15 protein-coding genes are annotated in these 17738 nt (G+C 64.7%); 9 read left to right on the top strand and 6 right to left on the bottom strand.

Features of this window, described 5'->3' with window-relative positions; all coding sequences use genetic code 11:
* Positions 1-613 precede the first annotated feature (613 nt).
* The 7 genes from ACFFWD_RS41840 to ACFFWD_RS41810 all read left to right on the top strand — a co-directional run bounded on the left by ACFFWD_RS41840 (position 614) and on the right by ACFFWD_RS41810 (position 8392).
* Positions 614-823 (top strand): hypothetical protein, encoded by a 210-nt coding sequence (locus ACFFWD_RS41840; protein WP_376975245.1) that lies wholly within the window; start codon positions 614-616, stop codon positions 821-823.
* 150 nt (positions 824-973) lie between these two features.
* A complete protein-coding gene (locus tag ACFFWD_RS41835; protein ID WP_376975244.1) occupies positions 974-2392 on the top strand; it encodes a M20 family metallopeptidase in 1419 nt (472 codons plus the stop codon).
* A 303-nt stretch (positions 2393-2695) separates the two neighbouring features.
* A complete protein-coding gene (locus tag ACFFWD_RS41830; protein ID WP_376975243.1) occupies positions 2696-4486 on the top strand; it encodes a peptide ABC transporter substrate-binding protein in 1791 nt (596 codons plus the stop codon).
* A gap of 121 nt (positions 4487-4607) precedes the next feature.
* Positions 4608-5564, top strand: a complete 957-nt coding sequence (locus ACFFWD_RS41825; protein ID WP_376975242.1) for an ABC transporter permease — start codon at positions 4608-4610, stop codon at positions 5562-5564.
* A complete protein-coding gene (locus ACFFWD_RS41820) occupies positions 5530-6447 on the top strand; it encodes an ABC transporter permease (RefSeq protein ID WP_376975241.1) in 918 nt (305 codons plus the stop codon). Before ACFFWD_RS41825 ends, ACFFWD_RS41820 begins: the two co-directional genes overlap by 35 nt.
* Positions 6447-7427, top strand: coding sequence for an ABC transporter ATP-binding protein (locus ACFFWD_RS41815; protein WP_376975240.1), 981 nt, complete (start codon positions 6447-6449; stop codon positions 7425-7427). Before ACFFWD_RS41820 ends, ACFFWD_RS41815 begins: the two co-directional genes overlap by 1 nt.
* Positions 7424-8392, top strand: a complete 969-nt coding sequence (locus ACFFWD_RS41810; protein ID WP_376975239.1) for an ABC transporter ATP-binding protein — start codon at positions 7424-7426, stop codon at positions 8390-8392. The genes ACFFWD_RS41815 and ACFFWD_RS41810 overlap by 4 nt, the downstream gene beginning before the upstream one ends.
* An 11-nt stretch (positions 8393-8403) precedes the next feature.
* On the opposite strand, the gene ACFFWD_RS41805 is transcribed toward ACFFWD_RS41810, so the two are convergent.
* Complete coding sequence (locus tag ACFFWD_RS41805) at positions 8404-9387, bottom strand: LysR substrate-binding domain-containing protein (protein ID WP_376975238.1); 984 nt, start codon at positions 9385-9387, stop codon at positions 8404-8406.
* Positions 9388-9486: 99 nt separating this feature from the next.
* Between ACFFWD_RS41805 and bla the strand changes: the two genes are divergently transcribed.
* Entirely contained in the window at positions 9487-10386 is a 900-nt protein-coding gene (gene bla, locus ACFFWD_RS41800; RefSeq protein ID WP_376975237.1) for a class A beta-lactamase, read from the top strand.
* 71 nt (positions 10387-10457) lie between these two features.
* Complete coding sequence (locus tag ACFFWD_RS41795) at positions 10458-11390, top strand: ankyrin repeat domain-containing protein (protein ID WP_376975236.1); 933 nt, start codon at positions 10458-10460, stop codon at positions 11388-11390.
* A gap of 6 nt (positions 11391-11396) precedes the next feature.
* Here ACFFWD_RS41795 and ACFFWD_RS41790 read toward each other — a convergent pair whose 3' ends face one another.
* From ACFFWD_RS41790 to ACFFWD_RS41770, 5 genes are all read right to left on the bottom strand, one after another.
* A complete protein-coding gene (locus ACFFWD_RS41790; protein ID WP_376975235.1) occupies positions 11397-11963 on the bottom strand; it encodes a c-type cytochrome in 567 nt (188 codons plus the stop codon).
* Positions 11964-12032: 69 nt separating this feature from the next.
* The gene (locus ACFFWD_RS41785; RefSeq protein ID WP_376975234.1) at positions 12033-13742 is read right to left on the bottom strand and encodes a pyrroloquinoline quinone-dependent dehydrogenase; all 1710 of its coding nucleotides are present in this window, start codon (positions 13740-13742) and stop codon (positions 12033-12035) included.
* A 396-nt stretch (positions 13743-14138) separates the two neighbouring features.
* Complete coding sequence (locus ACFFWD_RS41780; RefSeq protein WP_376975233.1) at positions 14139-15635, bottom strand: ABC transporter substrate-binding protein; 1497 nt, start codon at positions 15633-15635, stop codon at positions 14139-14141.
* A gap of 56 nt (positions 15636-15691) precedes the next feature.
* Positions 15692-16726: an ABC transporter ATP-binding protein gene (locus ACFFWD_RS41775; RefSeq protein WP_376975232.1), complete on the bottom strand. Its 1035-nt coding sequence runs from the start codon at positions 16724-16726 to the stop codon at positions 15692-15694.
* Positions 16723-17736: an ABC transporter ATP-binding protein gene (locus tag ACFFWD_RS41770; protein WP_376975231.1), complete on the bottom strand. Its 1014-nt coding sequence runs from the start codon at positions 17734-17736 to the stop codon at positions 16723-16725. The genes ACFFWD_RS41775 and ACFFWD_RS41770 overlap by 4 nt, the downstream gene beginning before the upstream one ends.
* Positions 17737-17738 lie beyond the last annotated feature (2 nt).

The raw sequence follows: 17738 nt of genomic DNA, 5'->3' as shown, positions 1-17738 counted from the left end.
GTCTCGCCGGGGAGAGCACGAAGGAAACCGTAAAACCATCGCGCAGGGAAAGCCGGAGTGAATCCGGTTTCACCTGTGGTCCTACCTCCCGTGCTTTTTGCTGCACGGGACCCATGGGTGCGATCGGCACCCGGCTTTCCCTGCGCCCTCTGTTCTTCAGGAGGGTGGAACGAGACGCAGGGCTCGGACGATTCACGTCGCGAGAATGCGGACGCACATCCTCATCGCTGTTTGACAACTGAATCAGCCAATACTGTCATTGCGAGCGAAGCGAAGCAATCCATACCTCAGCATATACGGAGCGATGGATTGCTTCGTCGCTTCAGCGCAAAATTGCATTGCAATTTTGTCGCGAGCTCCTCGCAATGACGTCGCCGCACGAGCCGATCCGCGCACCGGCGGCTCGCGGATATTGCGGAATATTTCTGACTCCCTGGCGGTCCTGGCAAAAGGCCCACACGCACAACACAAGGACCAGTCGACGACCTCTAATCACCCCGTCGGAATTCCGCCGCGCGGACACGACATTTAGACCAAATGCGTAGGTAGTCGTCCGGATGTTTTAGGTCGCTCGATCTCGTTAAGCAGCTTCCGGCTCGCAAAAAGAAACGCCATGAAGCAGCTGATCTATCGTCATCGGGATATCGCCTACACACTCATTCAAATCGAACCGGATGTTTGGCATTGGTCGTTCGAAATCAACGGCACACGCCGGAGCGGCACCACGCGCGTGCGGCTCGGCTTGCTCGCACAGCGCCGGGTCTGCATGATCATCGATCGGGAGCTGAAAAGCGCGGCACGCAGGAAGCAAGAGCCGGATTAGGCTTCGGCGTCGACCGATGGCCCAGCGACTCGCTACACCAAGACGTGACATGGCGGAAAACCTGCCCTGCCGGCGGGCGCTAGGCGCGCCTCTGCCAAGCTGCTAGCCTTTCGCGCTTCAGATCAGCCTTGCAAGTTTAAGGATCGGAGCATGGACAACCGTAGTGATGTGTGGCGCGGCGTTGACGCGATCAAGCCGCGTTTCATCGAATTGAGCGACCGGGTGTGGGCGATGCCGGAGGTCTGCTACACCGAGGCCCGCTCATCCGCCGAACATCTGGCCGAGCTGCGCCACCAGGGTTTTCGCATCACCGAGAACGTCGCCGGCATCCCGACCGCGGTGATGGGCGAATGGGGCGAGGGCGGCCCGGTGATCGCCTTCCTCGGGGAATATGATGCCCTGCCCGGCCTCAGCCAGGAAGCCGGCGTCGCCGAACATCGCCCCGTCGCGGCCGGCGGCCACGGCCATGGCTGCGGCCACAATCTGCTCGGCTCCTCGGCGCTGCTTGCCGCCACCGCCGTGAAGGACTGGCTCGCCGCCAACAAGGTGCCGGGCCGCGTGCGCTATTACGGCTGCCCCGCCGAGGAAGGCGGCGCGGCCAAGGCCTTCATGGTGCGCTTCGGCGCCTTCGAGGACGCCGATATCGCCATCACCTGGCATCCGCACAGCTTCTGGGAAGTGGCGGTGACGCCGTCGCTGGCCAACACCCGCGCCGACTTCTCCTTCACCGGGCGCACCTCGCATGCTTCGGCCTCGCCGCATCTCGGCCGCAGCGCGCTCGACGCGGTGGAGTTGATGAATGTCGGCGTCAACTACATGCGCGAGCATATGCCGAGCGACGCCCGCGTGCATTACGCACTGCTCGACACCGGCGGCATCGCGCCCAACGTGGTGCAGGCCCATGCCCGCGTGCGCTATTCGATCCGCGCGCGCGACCTGCCCGGCATGAACGAGCTGGTCGAGCGCGTGCACAAGATCGCGCAGGGCGCTGCGCTGATGACCGAGACCAAGGTGGAGATGAAGATCATCTCCGCGGTCTCCAATATCCTGCCCAACACGCCGCTGGAGGAGACGCTGCACCGGATCATGGAGGAGCTCGGCCCGCCGCACTTCGACGACGCGGACCGGGACTTTGCCGGGAGGATCCGCGCGACCTTGACCGAAAAGGACATCGCTTCTGTCTATTATGCGATCGGGATGGATCCGACCGACCGGCCGCTGGCCGATTTCCTGGTGCCCATTGACGCCAAGCGCAATCCCTTGATCGGCTCGACCGATGTCGGTGATGTCAGCTGGGTGGTGCCGACCGTTCAGGTCCACGCGCCGACGGTCGCGATCGGCACGCCGTTCCACACCTGGCAGGTGGTGGCGCAGGGTAAGACCCCCGCCGCCCACAAGGCGATGGTGCAGGCGGCCAAGGCGATGGCCGGCCTCGGCGTCAAGGCGCTGCTGGAGCCGGACCTGATCGCCGCCGCCAAGGCGGACCTGAAGAAGCGGACCGCCCGCACCCCCTATGTCAGCCCGCTGCCGGACAATGTTGCACCGCCGTTGGACATGTCGCTGGCCTGACCGCACACGCAACGAATGCGCACCCCGGACCGGATCCGCGGTGCGCGTCAGAAAATTATTGGAACAAAGGATAACGAACAAATTTTCCGCAATTCAGGGGGCTGGGAAGCGCACTATGGCGCGAAAATGCCGAAGCCACGTGCGCCGGCGAGGCATTTTGCACAAGCGATAGCCAAAAGACCTATGGGTTGGGGCGCGTGAGGCGTTGACCTGCGAGGTCATTCGGTGTGCCATCTGCCGCCAATGACCCGGCGGCCGATTTCCGCGGCGCCGCAATCAAACCGGAACGGATGAGGGGCAACGATGTTCGACAAAAACCTGCGAACCATGATCGGCGACGTGAAGGACGGGCGCATGGATCGCCGCGCCTTCGTCCAACGCATGATCGCTGTCGGCCTCACCGCACCAATGGCCAACCAGATCCTCAGCCTTGGCGGCGTCGCGATGGCGCAAAGCCCCAACCCCTACAAGCCGACCAAGCGCGGCGGCGGCGGCCCGCTGAAACTCCTGTGGTGGCAAAGCCCGACCCTGCTCAATCCGCATTTCGCCACCGGCACCAAGGACCAGGACGGCTCGCGCATCTTCTATGAGCCGCTGGCGAGCTGGGACGCCGACGGCCATCTCAACCCGATCCTCGCCGCCGAAATTCCCTCGATCCAGAACGGCGGGCTCGCAGCCGACGCCAAGTCGGTGGTCTGGAAGCTCAAGCCCGGCGTCAAATGGCACGACGGCAAGCCGGTGACCGCCGACGATCTCGTCTTCAACTGGGAATATGCCACCGATCCGGCGACGGCGGCGGTCTCGAGCGGCACCTATGCCGGCATGACCGTTGCAAAGGTCGACGACCTCACCATCCGCATCACCTTCAAGGAGCCGACGCCGTTCTGGGCCAACGCCTTTGTCGGCGGCTATGGCTGCATCATCCCGAAGCATCTGTTCGCCGACTACAAGGGTGGCAAATCGCGCGAGGCGCCGAACAATCTGAAGCCGGTCGGCACCGGCCCCTACAAATTCGTCGAGTTCAAGCCGGGCGATCTGGTGCGCGGCGAGATCAATCCCGATTACCACATGGCGAACCGGCCGTATTTCGACACGATTGAGATGAAGGGCGGCGGCGACGCCGTTTCGGCCGCGCGCGCCGTGATCCAGACTGGCGAATATGACTTTGCCTGGAACATCCAGGTGGAAGACGAAGTGTTGTTGCGCCTGGAGAAGGGCGGCAAGGGCAAGACCCTCTACGCCGTCGGCGGCGACATCGAATTCATCGCGATCAATTTCACCGATCCCAACACCGAGGTCGACGGCGAACGTTCGTCGATGAAGACCAAGCATCCGATCCTGTCGGATCCGACCGTGCGCAAGGCGCTTGCGCTGCTGGTGGACCGCGAATCCGTCAAGAAGGCGATCTACGGCCGCGCCGGCCGCACCACCGCCAACTATCTCAACGGTCCCGAAGAGTTCGTGTCCAAGAACACCAGGTGGGAGTTCAACATCGAGAAGGCGAGCGCGCTGCTGGACCAGGCCGGATGGAAGGCCGGCGCCGACGGCATCCGCGAGAAGGACGGCAAGAAGCTGAAGCTGCTGTACCAGACCTCGATCAACGGCCCGCGCCAGAAGACCCAGGCGATCGTCAAGCAGGCTTGCCAGAAGGCCGGCATCGACGTCGAGCTGAAATCGGTGGTGGCCTCGGTGTTCTTCTCCTCCGACGTCGCCAACCCCGACACCTATGCCAAGTTCTACGCCGACATCGAGATGTTCCAGATCCCGATGACGCAACCCGATCCGGCCCTGCATATGCGCCGCTACCACTCGCGCGACGTCGCCACCAAGGAGAACAAGTGGCAGGGCCGTAACTTCCCGCGCTGGGTCAACAAGGATTTCGACGCTGCGGTCGACGCGGCCGATACCGAGACCGATCCGATCAAGCGGGCGGACCTCTACATCAAGTGCAATGACCTGATGTGGCAGGACACTGTCGTGATTCCCGTGATGCATCGCCTCGCGGTCGAGGCCTGCTCCAATACGCTGCGGCCGGCGCTGTCCGGCTGGGCCAACCAAACCGACAATCTGCAGGACTGGTACCGCGAGGCCTGAGACACGGGCAAGCACGGTGACCCGGCCAAGGTCATCGTGCTCCACTCCCTAGTTCGGCATGATATTTGCCGGAAACCGCTCTCCATGTTTCCGGATCATGCCCCAGGCGGATTGTTGCTTCATGAGTCAGTACATCCTGCGTCGCCTGCTGATCGCGATCCCGAGCCTGCTCGGAATTTCGCTCGTGCTGTTCGTCGTGCTGGCGCTCGCGCCGGGCGATCCGTTCAGCGAACTGGCGACCAACCCGAACGTGCCTCCCGAAGTGCAGGCCGCACTTCGCGCCAAGTTCGGGCTCGACGACCCGATCTATCTTCGCTACCTGCGCTGGCTCGTGGCGATGGCGCAGGGCGACTGGGGCTTTTCCTTCGTCAGCCGGATCGACGTCGACACCCTGATCCTGCAGCGCCTGCCTGCAACACTTTACGTGGTAGGCTCGTCGCAACTGCTCGCGCTCCTGATCGCGATCCCGGTCGGCGTCTTTGCGGCCACCCGGCCCTATTCGATCTTCGACCAGATCGCCAACACCTTTGCGTTCATCGGCTTCTCGCTGCCGACATTCTTCACGGGCATCCTGTTCATCCTGATCTTCTCGGTGAAGCTGGATTGGCTGCCCTTCGTCTACACCGATGTTCCCGGAAGCGGCATTCCCTGGATGCTGGAGATGATCAAGCAGGCCATCATGCCGGTGATGGTGCTCGGCCTGTTCCAGGCGGCGTCGATGACCCGCTTCGTGCGCTCGGCCATGCTCGACGTGATCCGCCTCGACTACGTGACGACCGCGCGTGCCAAGGGGCTCGGACAGGTCAAGGTGATCGTCAAGCACGTGATGCGCAACGCGATGATCCCGGTCGTCACGTTGATCGCGCTGCAGATGCCGGCCGTATTCGGCGGCGCCATCGTCACCGAGCAGATCTTCCGCATTCCCGGCATCGGCTCGCTGCTGATTTCATCCATCCTCGCCAATGACACGCCGGTCGTGATGGCCGTGACCTTCGTTTTCGCGTGTCTCGTGGTGCTGTTCAACCTGATCGCAGATGTCCTCTATGGCTGGCTTGACCCTCGCATCTCCTTCCGCTGAGCGGAAGGCGTACTCGCCCTGGCGCGAGACCTGGCGCCGCTATCGCCGGCACCGGCCGGCCGTGGTCAGCGCCGGCCTGCTGCTGGTGCTGATCCTGGCCGTCGTGATTGGGCCGTTCCTTTGGCGCGTCTCGATCAACGACATCGACGTGGTGGCCGGCCTCCAGGGCCCCTCATTGGGCCATCCCTTCGGCACCGACGATCTCGGCCAGGATATCCTCGCCCGCATGATCTATGGCGGACGCATCTCGCTGGCGGTCGGGCTCGCCGCGATGATCGTGTCGGTCATCGTCGGCACGCTGATCGGCTCAGTCGCGGGCATGTCGCGCGGCCCGCTCGGCTACGCCTTGATGTGGCTGACCGACCTGTTCCTCTCGCTGCCGCAACTGCCGCTGCTGCTGCTGCTGATCTACCTGTTCCGCGACGGGCTCAAGACCGTGTTCGGCCCGGAGGGCGGCATCTTCATCCTGATCGTGCTCGTGATCGGCGGGTTACGCTGGATGCCGGTCGCGCGGCTGGTGCGCGCCCAGTTCCTCTCGCTTCGCGAAAAGGAGTTCGTCGAAGCCGCCCGCGCGCTCGGCGCAAGCCCGGTGCGGCAGGTGGTGCGCCACATCCTGCCCAATGCGGTGGGACCCGTGATCATCGCCGGCACCATCGACGTCGCCGCCGCCATCATCGCGGAATCGACGCTGTCGTTCCTCGGCCTCGGCTTCCCGCCGGATACACCGACCTGGGGGCGCATCCTTTACGACGCCAAGGACTTTCTCGATATCGGTCCGCACTGGGCGCTGTTTCCCGGCGCCGCCATCTTCATCGCCGTCGTTTCGATCAATTTCATCGGCGACGGCCTGCGCGACGCGCTCGATGCGCGCAAGGTGATCTGATGGCGCCGCTGCTCGAGATCAAGGGCCTGAAGACCCATTTCGCCACCGACGACGGCATCGTGCAGGCCGTCGACGGCGTCGACATCAGCATCAACAAGGGCGAGACGCTGTGCGTGGTCGGCGAGTCCGGTTGCGGCAAGACCGTGACCGCGATGTCGATCCTGAAGCTGATCGCGATGCCGCCGGGCCGCATCGTCGAAGGCGAGATCATCTTCGAGGGCCGCGACCTCGTACCCCTGACGAGCCATGAGCTCGACGACATCAGGGCCAAGGAGATCGGGTTCATCTTCCAGGAGCCTATGACCTCGCTCAACCCGGTGCTGACCATTGGCGAGCAGATCGCCGAAAGCCTGCGCCGCCACGAAGCCGTCACCAAGAAGCAGGCCCTTGAGCGCACCATCGAGATGCTGAAGCTGGTGCAGATCCCCAACGCCGAAGGACGCGTGCACCATTACCCGCACCAGTTCTCCGGCGGCATGCGCCAGCGGGTGATGATCGCGATGGCGCTGGCCTGCCGGCCCAAGCTGGTGATCGCCGACGAGCCGACCACCGCGCTCGACGTCACCATTCAGGCACAGATCCTCGACCTCCTGCAGGACATGAAGGAGCGCTTCGGCATGGCGGTGATGCTGATCACCCATGCCATGGGCGTGGTCGCCGAGACCGCGCAGCGCGTCGTCGTGATGTATGCCGGCAAGGTGGTGGAAGAGGCCAATGTCGATGCGTTGTTCGCCGATCCGCGCCATCCCTACACCCAGGGCCTGATCCGCTCGATCCCGCGCATCGACCTCGCCGCCGAGCAAAAGACACGGCTCGAGGCGATCGGCGGCTCGGTGCCGATCCTGATCAATCCGACCCCCGGCTGCCGCTTCGCGCCGCGCTGCAAATACGCGATGAGCATCTGCACCGAGAAGGAGCCGCGCTTGCGCGAAATCGCACCCGGCCATCGCATGGCCTGCCATCTCGGAGATGCGCCATGACCGAGCCCCTGCTGCGCGTCACCGATCTCAAGAAGCATTTTCCCGTGCTGGGCGGGCTGCTGTCGCGCGAGGTCGGTCAGGTCTATGCGGTGGACGGCGTGTCGTTCTCGGTCAATCGCGGCGAGACGCTGGGACTGGTCGGCGAATCTGGCTGCGGCAAATCCACCACCGGGCGCTGCGTGCTGCGCCTGATCGAGCCGACCTCCGGCGAGGTGGTGTTCGACGGGCAGAGCGTGACCGGTCTCGGTGGCGGCGACCTGCGCGCGATGCGGCGGAACATGCAGCTCGTGTTCCAGGACCCGTTCGCTTCCCTCAATCCGCGGATGACGATTGGCGCGATCCTCGGAGAACCCTTCATCATTCACAACCTGATCACGTCGGCCGGCGAGCGTGACGAGCGCGTCGCGAGCCTCCTGGTCAAGGTCGGGCTTAAGCCTGAGCACATGCGCCGCTACCCGCATGAGTTCTCCGGCGGCCAGCGCCAGCGCATCGCGATCGCCCGCGCGCTCGCGCTGGAACCGAAACTCTTGGTCTGCGACGAGCCGGTGTCGGCGCTCGACGTCTCGATCCAGGCGCAGGTGATCAACCTGCTGGAAGACCTGCAAGCGGAGTTGAATCTCACCTACCTGTTCGTCGCGCACGACCTCTCGGTCGTCGAGCACATCTCGGATCGCGTCGCGGTGATGTATCTCGGCCGTATCGTCGAGCTCGCCAAGGCGAGCGACCTCTATCGCAACCCGCAGCATCCCTACACCAAGGCGCTGCTCTCGGCCGTGCCGGTGCCTGATCCCAAGGCGAAGCGCGCGCGCATTCGTCTCAAGGGCGACGTGCCGAGCCCGATGAATCCGCCGAAGGGCTGCCATTTCCATACCCGATGCCCGATCGCCGTGGAGCGCTGCCGGCACAGCGCGCCCGAGCTGAGGGAAGGAAGCAACGGGCATTTTGTCTCCTGCCACCTGGCATGATTACGGCGGCGCTAGCGCCGCCGCTTTGTCCGTGCGGCACTCGCCCTGGCCCTTGCTTTCACTTTCGCTCTTGCGGGCCGCTTGCGGATCGTCTCCCGCGCGGGCGCCTCGTCGTCGGCATCGCTCGCATCCGTCCGCAACGTGTCGAGCATCCAGTCGCGGAACGCACGCATGCCCGGCGTCAGCTCCTTCGACTTCAGCCAGGTCAGCCAATAGGATCCCGCGGGAACCTCGGCGACAAACGGCCGGGCCAGCCGGCCCGAACTCAGCTCGTTCTCGAACATCGCGATCGGCACCAGCCCCACGCCGACGCCGCGCGACGCGGCTTCCGCCATCGCAACCGAGCTGTCGAAGATCGGCCCCTGGATCTTCGGACACGGCGCGCCCGCGACCGCAAACCACAGCGGCCATTCCTCGGCCCGGTAGGAGCGCAGCAGGAATTCCTTGGCGAGATCCGACGGCTTGCGCAGCCGTTCCGCGACATCCGGGCGGCACACCGGCGAGAGCGGCGCAGCCAGCAGATGGATCGCCTCGGTGCCGTGCCAGAACCCATCGCCGAAGCGGAGCGCGAGATCGAGGCCGTCGCCCGCGATATCGACGCGGTTGTTGTTGGTGAGAAGGCGCAGGTCGATATAGGGATGCGCGCGCTTGAAATGGTCGATGCGCTGCAGCAGCCATCCGGTCGCGAACGTCGCGACGCAGCCGACCGTGACGACCTCGCGCGTGCCCTTTGCCTCGATCCTGTCGATCGCGGTACCGATGCGGTCGAGCGCATCGGTCAAAACCGGCAGCAGCGCCAATCCCTCATCGGTGAGCACAAGGCCGCGGGGCAAGCGGCGGAACAGGCTCGCGCCCAGCATGTCCTCGAGCTGCTTGACCTGATGGCTGATCGCGGTCTGCGTCACGCGCAGCTCGAGCCCTGCGCGGGTGAAGCTCAGAAGCCGTGCCGACGCCTCGAAGGCGCGCAGCGCGTTCAGCGGAAGATGCCGGCGCACGTCGTCATGACCAAGTTTTTCTCATGCCTCGCTGTATAAATGATTGTTTGTACGCCGTCACGCCGTTCGGCAGGTTCGCGCCGTCAACGGAGAATCGACATGCTGACGAGACGGACTTTCGGACTGCGCACCCTAGGCCTCGCGGTCTCCTTCACGCTGCCGCGACAGAGCGCCGCACAGGGGCACGGCGACCGAGTGCAACGGCTGCAACAGGAGCTTGCTCGCATCGAGCAGGACACCGGCGGCCGGCTCGGCGTCGCCGCGCTCGACACCGAGACCGGGTTACGTGCAGCTCTGCGCGGCGACGAGCGCTTCCCGATGTGCAGCACCTTCAAGGCGCTGGCATCCGCCGCCGTGCTGCGCCGGGTCGACCGCGGCGAATCCAGCCTCGATCAACACGTGCAGTTCGAGGCCAAGGATTTGTTGGCCAACTCGCCGATCACCAAGGAGCGAGTCGCGTCCGGCATGACGCTCGCCGAGATCTGCGAAGCCGCCATCACGCGGAGCGACAACACCGCCGGCAACATGTTGCTGCGCGAGATTGGTGGCCCCGCGGGCCTCACGAGTTTCTTCCGTACAATCGGCGATACCGTGAGCCGGCTCGATCGCTGGGAGTTGGCGCTGAATGAGGGCATTCCCGGCGATCCACGGGACACCACGAGCCCGACCTCGATGCTGAATAACCTGCAGCGCGTCCTCCTCGGCGATGCATTGTCGGCGCCGTCGCGCCAGCAACTGACGGATTGGATGGTCGCCAACAAAACCGGCGACGCACGGCTGCGTGCCGGTGTCCCGAGCGGCTGGCGCGTTGCGGACAAGACCGGAACCGGCGAACGCGGCACGGCGAACGATATCGGCGTGTTCTGGCCGCCCGGCCGCAAGCCGATCGTGGTGACGACCTATCTGACCGGCGCGCAGGCTCCCGCGGAGCAATGCAATGCGGCGATCGCGAAAGTTGCACGAACGGTCGTCGACGTGACCACGGGGCCGGCCGGCTAGCTCCCACGCGGCTTGGCAGCTCAAGGAGATCGTGCGACGCTGACCGAAACGGCGGTGCTGTCGAGATCGCCGTGGCGGAGGACCGCATTGTGTATCGTCGCATCGCTCTCGCCGCGCTGTTCGTCGCCGGCGCAACGCACACCGGCCTCGCCGCGCAGGACCCTGCGCGGTGCCGCGAGCTGACCCGCAAATACGAGACGGGAAAGGCCCAGTTCACCGCCATCGAGGTGTCGCTGACGCTGTTCGCCGCAGCCAACGCCAATTGCGTCAACCTCGCCACCCGTTTGCTCGACGGGGGCGCTTCCGTCGACGCGCGCGACCGGCTCGGCGCCCGACCGCTGAGCCAAGCCGCCCGCTCCGGCCATCTCGAGATGGTCGACCTTTTGCTTTCGCGCGGCGCTCCGGTCGATGCGCGCAACCTCGATGGCGCAACCGCGCTCTATTTCGCTGCGGACCGCGGCCATGTCGCCATCGTGCAGCGGTTGCTCGATCGCGGCGCCGACGTCAACCTCACCGGCCGCAGCGGCGCCTCTCCGGTCGCGGCCGCCTCTTATGCCGGCAGGGACATGGTGGTGCGCATGCTGCTGGCGCGCGGCGCCGACGGCCGCAAGGCTGATGACACCGGCAAGCCGCCGGTCGTGTATGCCGCCGCGAGCGGCCAGCTCGGCATCGTCAGGCAGTTGCTGGCGCAGCATATCGACGTCAACGCCCGCTACGCCAACGAGCTCACGCTGTTGATGTGGGCGTCGGGCCCCGACGAGGCGGTCCCGGAGACGCAGGCGCTCGAGGTCGTCGCCTATCTCCTCGATGCGGGCGCGAAGATCGACGCTGCCGACGCGCGTGGGCGCACCGCGCTGATGATCGCCGCCGAGGGCAATCATCCCGCGATCGTCAAGGCGCTGCTCGCGCACGGCGCCGATCCGAGCCTGAAGGACAAGGCCGGCAAGCGCGCCGCCGATCTGACCGTTCTCACGGCGCTCCGCCAGGAACTAACGCCGCGCTGATCGCACTCACAGCCCCGCCAGATAATCCGCCAGCGCGGCAAGGTCGTCGGGCGACGTCGCAAGCATTAAATCCGACATGCCGGGGTTATTGCCGCGCGCACGGGTGCGGAAATCGGCGATCGTCTTGGCGAGATAATCGCGTCCCATGCCGGCAAGCCGCGGCACGGTACCGTCGCCCTGGAATCGGTCGAGATGACAGGCCGGACAGCCGACCGAGCGGCTGGCGCTGACCGCCTTCTCCGCGATGTCCTTCGGCGCGCGCGGCTGGCCGAGATCGGGCCACGGCTTCTGCGAGAAATATTCGGCGATCGCCAGCATGTCGTCGCGCTCGAATTGCGAGGCGATCGGCTCCATGATCTCGTTCTTGCGGTCGCCACGCTTGAAGTCGCGGAGCTGAATGTAGAGATAGCCGGCTTGCTGGCCCCAGATGGTCGGGATCGTCTTGTCGACCGGCTTGCCATTCTCGCCATGGCATCCGGCGCAGACCTGAGCCCTCTCCTCGATCGTTTCCGCACGCGCGCCGGCCCCGAGCACAAGCAGCACGGCGGCGCACATCGAAAGTCTGCCAGTCATCCGTTCATCCGAAGGAAACAGAAGCGGGACCGAACGGGTCCCGCTTCGCCGCAAATGGGAGCGATCAGCTCAGTTGAGCGTGAAGGCTATGATGTTGTTGCCCCGCTTGTAGTCGATCTGAGTGTTACCGCCCGCGCCGACCACGATATACTGCTTGCCGCCGACCATGTAGCTCGACGGCGGCGCATTGACACCGGCGCCGGCGCGGAAACTCCACAGCTCCTTGCCGTTGGAGGAATTGTAGGCCGCAAACTTGCCGTTGCCTTCGCCGGTGAACACCAGGCCGCCGGCGGTAGCGAGGATGCCGCCGATCATCGGCTCGGGCGTCTTGACCTGCCACTTGATCTTGCCGGTGTTGTAGTTCACCGCGGTGATGTTGCCGGATTGCTGCTCGCCCGGGATCGACGTGAACGCGCCGCCGAGCCACAGCTTGCCGTTCGGATAGGGCGAGATCTCGACCCGATAGGTCATCGGCTGGTGCAGGTTGATAGCGTAGGCCAGTTCTTGTCCCGGGTCGGTCGCGATCGGCGACCATTCGACGCCGCCATTGGCGCCCGGCAGCATCCGCGCGCCTTCCTTGGTCGGCAGCACCCACATGTTCTCCTGCGGCACCATTGCCTCGGAGAAGCGGATCAGGCTGCAGTCCTTGCGATCGTGCACATAGATGTGCCCGGTCTTGCCGGCATGGATCACGCCGGGAATGGTCTTGCCGTCCTTGTCCTTGACGTTGAGGAGCACCGGCGGGCTGACCGCGTCGAGGTCCCACACGTCATGGGCAATATACTGGAAGTGGCAGACATATTTGCCGGTCTCGAGATCAAGCGACACCAGGGAATTTGTGTAGAGGTTGTCGCCCGGCCGGTTCGATCCGTCGAGGTCGGGTGATGGGTTGCCAACCATGAAGTAGATTCGGTTGGTGGCAAGGTCGACTGCGGGATTCTGCCACACACCGCCGCCGAGCTTGGCATAGGGATCGCCGATCTTGGCGAGCATATCCTTCTCGGCCTGGATGTTGCGGTGCATGTCGCGGCCGGTGGCGTCCTTGGTCGCCCAGACACCAACGGAGTTCTCCGGAATGGTGTTGAAGTTCCAGAGCTGCTTGCCGGTCTTGGCGTCATAGGCGCGCACGAAGCCGCGGACGCCGTATTCGCCGCCATTGGTGCCGATCAGCACCTTGTCCTTGATGACGGTCGGCGCCATCGTCTCGCTGTAGCCGAGTTCGGGATCGGCGATGTTGGTGGTCCAGACCACCTCGCCGGTCTTGGCGTTCAGCGCCATCAGCTTGGAGTCGAGGGTCGCCAGATAGACCCGATCATTGAGAATCTGGATGCCACGATTGTTGGGACCGCAGCAATAGACCGTGATCGGCCCCATCTTGTGCGCATAGTGCCAGAGCTCCTGGCCGGTCTTGGCGTCAAGCGCATAGACATGGCTGAACGAGGTCGTGACATACATCACGCCGTCGACGACAATCGGGGATGTCTCGAGCGATTCCTTGACGTCGGTCTGGAAGATCCAGGCGACGCGCAGGTTCTTCACATTGTCGCGGCTGATTTGCTTGCCGGGATAAAAGCGCGTCTGGGCGTAGTTGCCGTTGGTAAGCAGGAAGTCCCGTGTGTTCTTGTCGGCGGCGTTGAGCTGCTCCTGGGTCACTGGCGGCACAGGAGCATTGCCCAGAACCGACTGCCGCTTCTCTTGCTTGACCTCCTGGCCCAAAGCTGAGCCGGACAACAGGCCGATCGTGGCGGCGAATATCGCAAGTCCTTTCACATTGGTCATGATCTCCCCCGTTATTACTTGGTTGCAATGTTACGGATGGATTTTGCTGCTGCCCCTTCAAATACCTGACTGCCCGCAGACGGAGACAACCGTAGGGTCGATGGTTGCACTGCAATAACTAGGTCGGAAAACGCCGGCAGGTTTCGATGGACCGGTTCCAGCTTACTGCCGTCTTGCAAAAAAACAACTCATGCGCGCAATGCGAAGCGCCGACCGGGTGAGCAGCTGCATTATCGGCACCGCGGAAAGAAGCTGATGCCGTTCAGCGCGATAGAGACCGCATTGGGTCGCCATGGGGCGCGGAGCCTTTGCGGCGCAGCATATAAAATGAGACGACGCGTCAAGCGCGGCCCACACACTCTGCGGGAGACAACCGCCTCCCGCAGCACAGGGGCGTCACTCCCAGGACCAGGCCGAGAAGTCGTTCTCGAACTGCGGGACTTCCTTCCACACGCCCTTCAGCTTCTTGTTCGCAATGGTGATCCACTGTGGCTGGAACAGGAAGCCGGCGACCGCGTCGGTTGCCAGCATGCGCTGGGCATCGCCGAGCAGCTTGGCACGATCGGCCTCAACCGGTGTTGCCATGATCTGCTTGTAGAGATCGTTGAACGCCGGCGACTGGTAGCCGAGGTAATAGTCCGGCTCGGTCAGCTTGACGAGATCGAACGGCTCGACATGCGAGACGATGGTGAGGTCGAAATTGTGCGGGCCGTTGCCGGCGAAGACCTGCGACAGCCACTGCGCCCATTCGACATTCTCGATCTTGGCGACGATGCCGACCTTGGCGAGCTGGGCCGCGAGAATCTCGCCGCCCTGCCGCGCGTAAGGCGGCGGCGGCAGCTTGAGCGAGAGCTCGAGCGGCGTGGTGACGCCGGCCTCGCTCAGCAGCTTCTTGGCCTTTTCGGGGTCGTAAGGGTTGATGCTCGTGGTGTCGACATAGCCAAGTGAGCCCGGCGTGTAGAAGCTGCCGATCGGCGTGCCGAAGCCGTCGACGGCGCCATCGATCATCGCCTTGCGGTCGATTGCGGCCAGGATGGCACGACGCACCCTGACGTCCTCGAGCGGCTTCTTCCGCTCGTTGATGCCGACAATGGTCTTGGCCTTGGAGCCGCCGATCAGCACGTTGAAGCGCGGATCGGCCTTGAACTGCGCGAGACTGCGCGCCGCCGCGACCCGCGGATAGGCATCGACGTCGCCTGACAGGAGCGCCGCCACCTGGGCGGCGGGATCGCCGATGAAGCGGATCGTCACCTTGGAGAGCTTGATCGCGGCGGCGTTGCGGTAGTCGGGCCATTTGACCAGCGTGATCGATGATCCCTTGACCCAGCCGCCGAGCGTGTAGGGCCCGGTGCCGACCGGCTGCGTGGCGTCGGTCGGCGCGCTTTTCGGCTCGACGATCGAGCCTGTCGCCTGGCCGAGCAGGAACGGCAAATTCGGTTCGGAATATTTCAGCGCCACCACGACCGTCTCCGGATCGGGCGCCGTCACGGACTCGAAGGCCTGGTACAGGCTCTTGTCCTTGTTGGTGGAGGTCGGCGCCGCGGCGCGTTCATAGGAGAATTTCACCGCCGCGGAATCGAACGGCGCGCCATTGTGGAATTTGACGCCCTTGCGGAGCTTGAAAGTGTAGGTCTTCAGGTCGGGCGAGGCCTGCCAGCTCTCGGCGAGCAGCGGCGCTACTGAGCCGTCTTCATTGATCTTGGTCAGCGTCTCGTAGAGGTTATAGAGCGTGACCTCGGCGATCGCCGCGGCCGCCGCGGTGGTGGGATCGAGCCCCGGCGGCTCCAGCGTCATGCCCATGACAACGCTGTCCTTCTTGCCCTGCGCCAGGCTCGGTAGCGGCGCTGCAGCAAATGCGGCAATCACCGCAACAATGGAAAGTCTCTTCAACATACGCTTGCTCCCCGGACTTCGCAGGTCACCAGCCTAAGCTAGTCTCTTGCAAATGGCTAACTTCCTTCCGCCGCCACCAGCGGCATCGCCATCACGGCTTCGGCGTGGTGGCATGCGGCCAGATGCGCTTGTCCGACCGTCCGTAGCGCAGGCGCGGTCTCGCGACAATGCTGGTCGGCCAGCGCGCAGCGCGCCGCATAGGGACACCCCATCGCGTCAGCCGATTGCGAGGCGATCGCCTGCGCACCACGCCGCCGGCGGCCGCCGCCGGCCCGGGCGCGCGGGATCGCCTCGAGCAACGCGCGTGTATAAGGATGAGCACAATGCGCGAACAGATCCTGCGGCCGCCCCTGCTCGACGATCCGGCCGAGATACATCACCGCGATCTCGTCGCAGAGCAGGTCGACGACCGCAAGATCGTGACTGATCAGGATGTAGCTCAATCCGAACTGGTCCTGCAGGTCCTGCATCAGATTGAGGACCTGCGCCTGCACGGAGACGTCGAGCGCGGAGACCGGCTCGTCGGCGACGATCAGCTTCGGCTGGGTGATCAGCGCGCGCGCGATCGCAATGCGCTGCCGCTGGCCGCCGGAGAATTCGTGCGGAAATTTGTCCATGTCGGCGTCGCGCAGCCCGACCTGCCGCAGCACGGTGGCAACGCGCTCGCGCAGAGTGGCGCGGTCCATCCGCCCCAGCGCCGTCAGCGGCTCGGCAACGATGCGCGCGATGGTCTGCCGCGGATCGAGCGAGCCATAGGGGTCCTGGAACACCATCTGCAAATCGCGCCGGGCGCGGCGCAGCTCATCGGGCGGCATTTGATTCAGGTCGCGCCCCATCAGCGACACCGAGCCGGACGATGGCCGCTCCAGCGCCATCACGAGCCGCGCGAAGGTCGATTTGCCGGAGCCGGATTCGCCGACGACGCCGAGGCTCCTGCCCGCCATCACTTGTGCCGTAACGCCGTTGAGCGCATGAACCTGCGCCGCGGGCTTGAACACGCTTTCGCGCGGCAGCGTGTAACGTTGCGCGAGATCCTTCACGTCGAGCAGCGGCGTCTCGCGTGCGGGCGATGACTGATCGAGCATGGTCATGCGCGGACGGCTCCCACGGCCTCGGTCATCGAGACGTCGGTCCTGAGGCAACGCACACCATGGCCGGCGCCGACATCCACCACGGCCGGCAGCGCCGTGCGGCAACGATCCTGAACGATCGCGCAGCGGTCGGCGAAGCTGCAGCCGGCCGGCAGGTCGGCGAGCTCGGGCACGGTGCCAGCAATGGTCTTCAGCCGCGTCCCCTTGCGCGCGCCGAGGCGCGGGCGGGCGCGGAACAGGCCCTGCGTATAGGGGTGGCCCATCCGTGTGAACACGGCATTGGTCTCGCCGTTTTCGACGACGGTGCCGCCATACATCACCATCATGCGCTGGACATTCTCGGCGATGACGCCGAGGTCGTGCGAGATCAGGATCATCGACATGCCGCGCTCCTCGACGAGATCAGCGATCAGATCGAGAATCTGGCCCTGGATCGTGACGTCGAGCGCAGTGGTCGGCTCGTCGGCGATCAGCACGTCAGGCTGGCAGGCGAGCGCCATGGCAATGGTGATGCGCTGGCGCTGGCCGCCGGAGAACTGGTGCGGATAGGCATCGATACGTTTTGCCGCATCCGGCAGGCCGACGCGATCGAGCAAGGCGATCGCCTTATTGCGCGCCTCCGCCGCCGAGCAATTGGTGTGACGGCGCAACGGCTCGGCGACCTGTCGCCCGATCGTGTGCATCGGGTTGAGCGCGGTCATCGGCTCCTGGAAGATCATGCTGATGCGGTTGCCGCGCAGCTTGCAGTAATCAGCGTCCGACAGGCCAACGAGCTCGGCGCCGTCGAGGCGGATGCTGCCGCTGACGACGGCGCTGTCCGGCAACAGGCCCATCAGCGCCAACGCTGTGACGGATTTTCCACAACCGGATTCGCCGACCAGCCCCAGCGTCTCGCCGCGCCGGAGCGAAAAGCTGACGCCACGGACGGCCTGCGCCGGACCGCGGCTGGTATTGAGCCGGACGCTGAGGTCTTTGACCTCGATCAGCGGTGCGTCTGCGGAGTTGTTCACGG

The sequence above is a fragment of the Bradyrhizobium erythrophlei genome (genome assembly GCF_042430365.1).
GTDB lineage: Bacteria > Pseudomonadota > Alphaproteobacteria > Rhizobiales > Xanthobacteraceae > Bradyrhizobium > Bradyrhizobium erythrophlei.
Note: the sequence above shows the minus strand (reverse complement) of the source record. Positions and strands in the feature narration are given on the sequence as shown.

Excerpts from the sequence above, each read along its gene's own strand:
- ACFFWD_RS41810 (WP_376975239.1), top strand. The coding sequence starts at position 7,424 with ATGACCGAGCCCCTGCTGCGCGTCACCGATCTCAAGAAGCATTTTCCC.
- bla (WP_376975237.1), top strand. The coding sequence starts at position 9,487 with ATGCTGACGAGACGGACTTTCGGACTGCGCACCCTAGGCCTCGCGGTC.
- ACFFWD_RS41820 (WP_376975241.1), top strand. The coding sequence starts at position 5,530 with ATGGCTGGCTTGACCCTCGCATCTCCTTCCGCTGAGCGGAAGGCGTAC.
- ACFFWD_RS41835 (WP_376975244.1), top strand. The coding sequence starts at position 974 with ATGGACAACCGTAGTGATGTGTGGCGCGGCGTTGACGCGATCAAGCCG.
- ACFFWD_RS41790 (WP_376975235.1), bottom strand. The coding sequence starts at position 11,963 with ATGACTGGCAGACTTTCGATGTGCGCCGCCGTGCTGCTTGTGCTCGGG.
- ACFFWD_RS41815 (WP_376975240.1), top strand. The coding sequence starts at position 6,447 with ATGGCGCCGCTGCTCGAGATCAAGGGCCTGAAGACCCATTTCGCCACC.
- ACFFWD_RS41830 (WP_376975243.1), top strand. The coding sequence starts at position 2,696 with ATGTTCGACAAAAACCTGCGAACCATGATCGGCGACGTGAAGGACGGG.
- ACFFWD_RS41785 (WP_376975234.1), bottom strand. The coding sequence starts at position 13,742 with ATGACCAATGTGAAAGGACTTGCGATATTCGCCGCCACGATCGGCCTG.
- ACFFWD_RS41775 (WP_376975232.1), bottom strand. The coding sequence starts at position 16,726 with ATGACCATGCTCGATCAGTCATCGCCCGCACGCGAGACGCCGCTGCTC.
- ACFFWD_RS41825 (WP_376975242.1), top strand. The coding sequence starts at position 4,608 with ATGAGTCAGTACATCCTGCGTCGCCTGCTGATCGCGATCCCGAGCCTG.
- ACFFWD_RS41780 (WP_376975233.1), bottom strand. The coding sequence starts at position 15,635 with ATGTTGAAGAGACTTTCCATTGTTGCGGTGATTGCCGCATTTGCTGCA.
- ACFFWD_RS41840 (WP_376975245.1), top strand. The coding sequence starts at position 614 with ATGAAGCAGCTGATCTATCGTCATCGGGATATCGCCTACACACTCATT.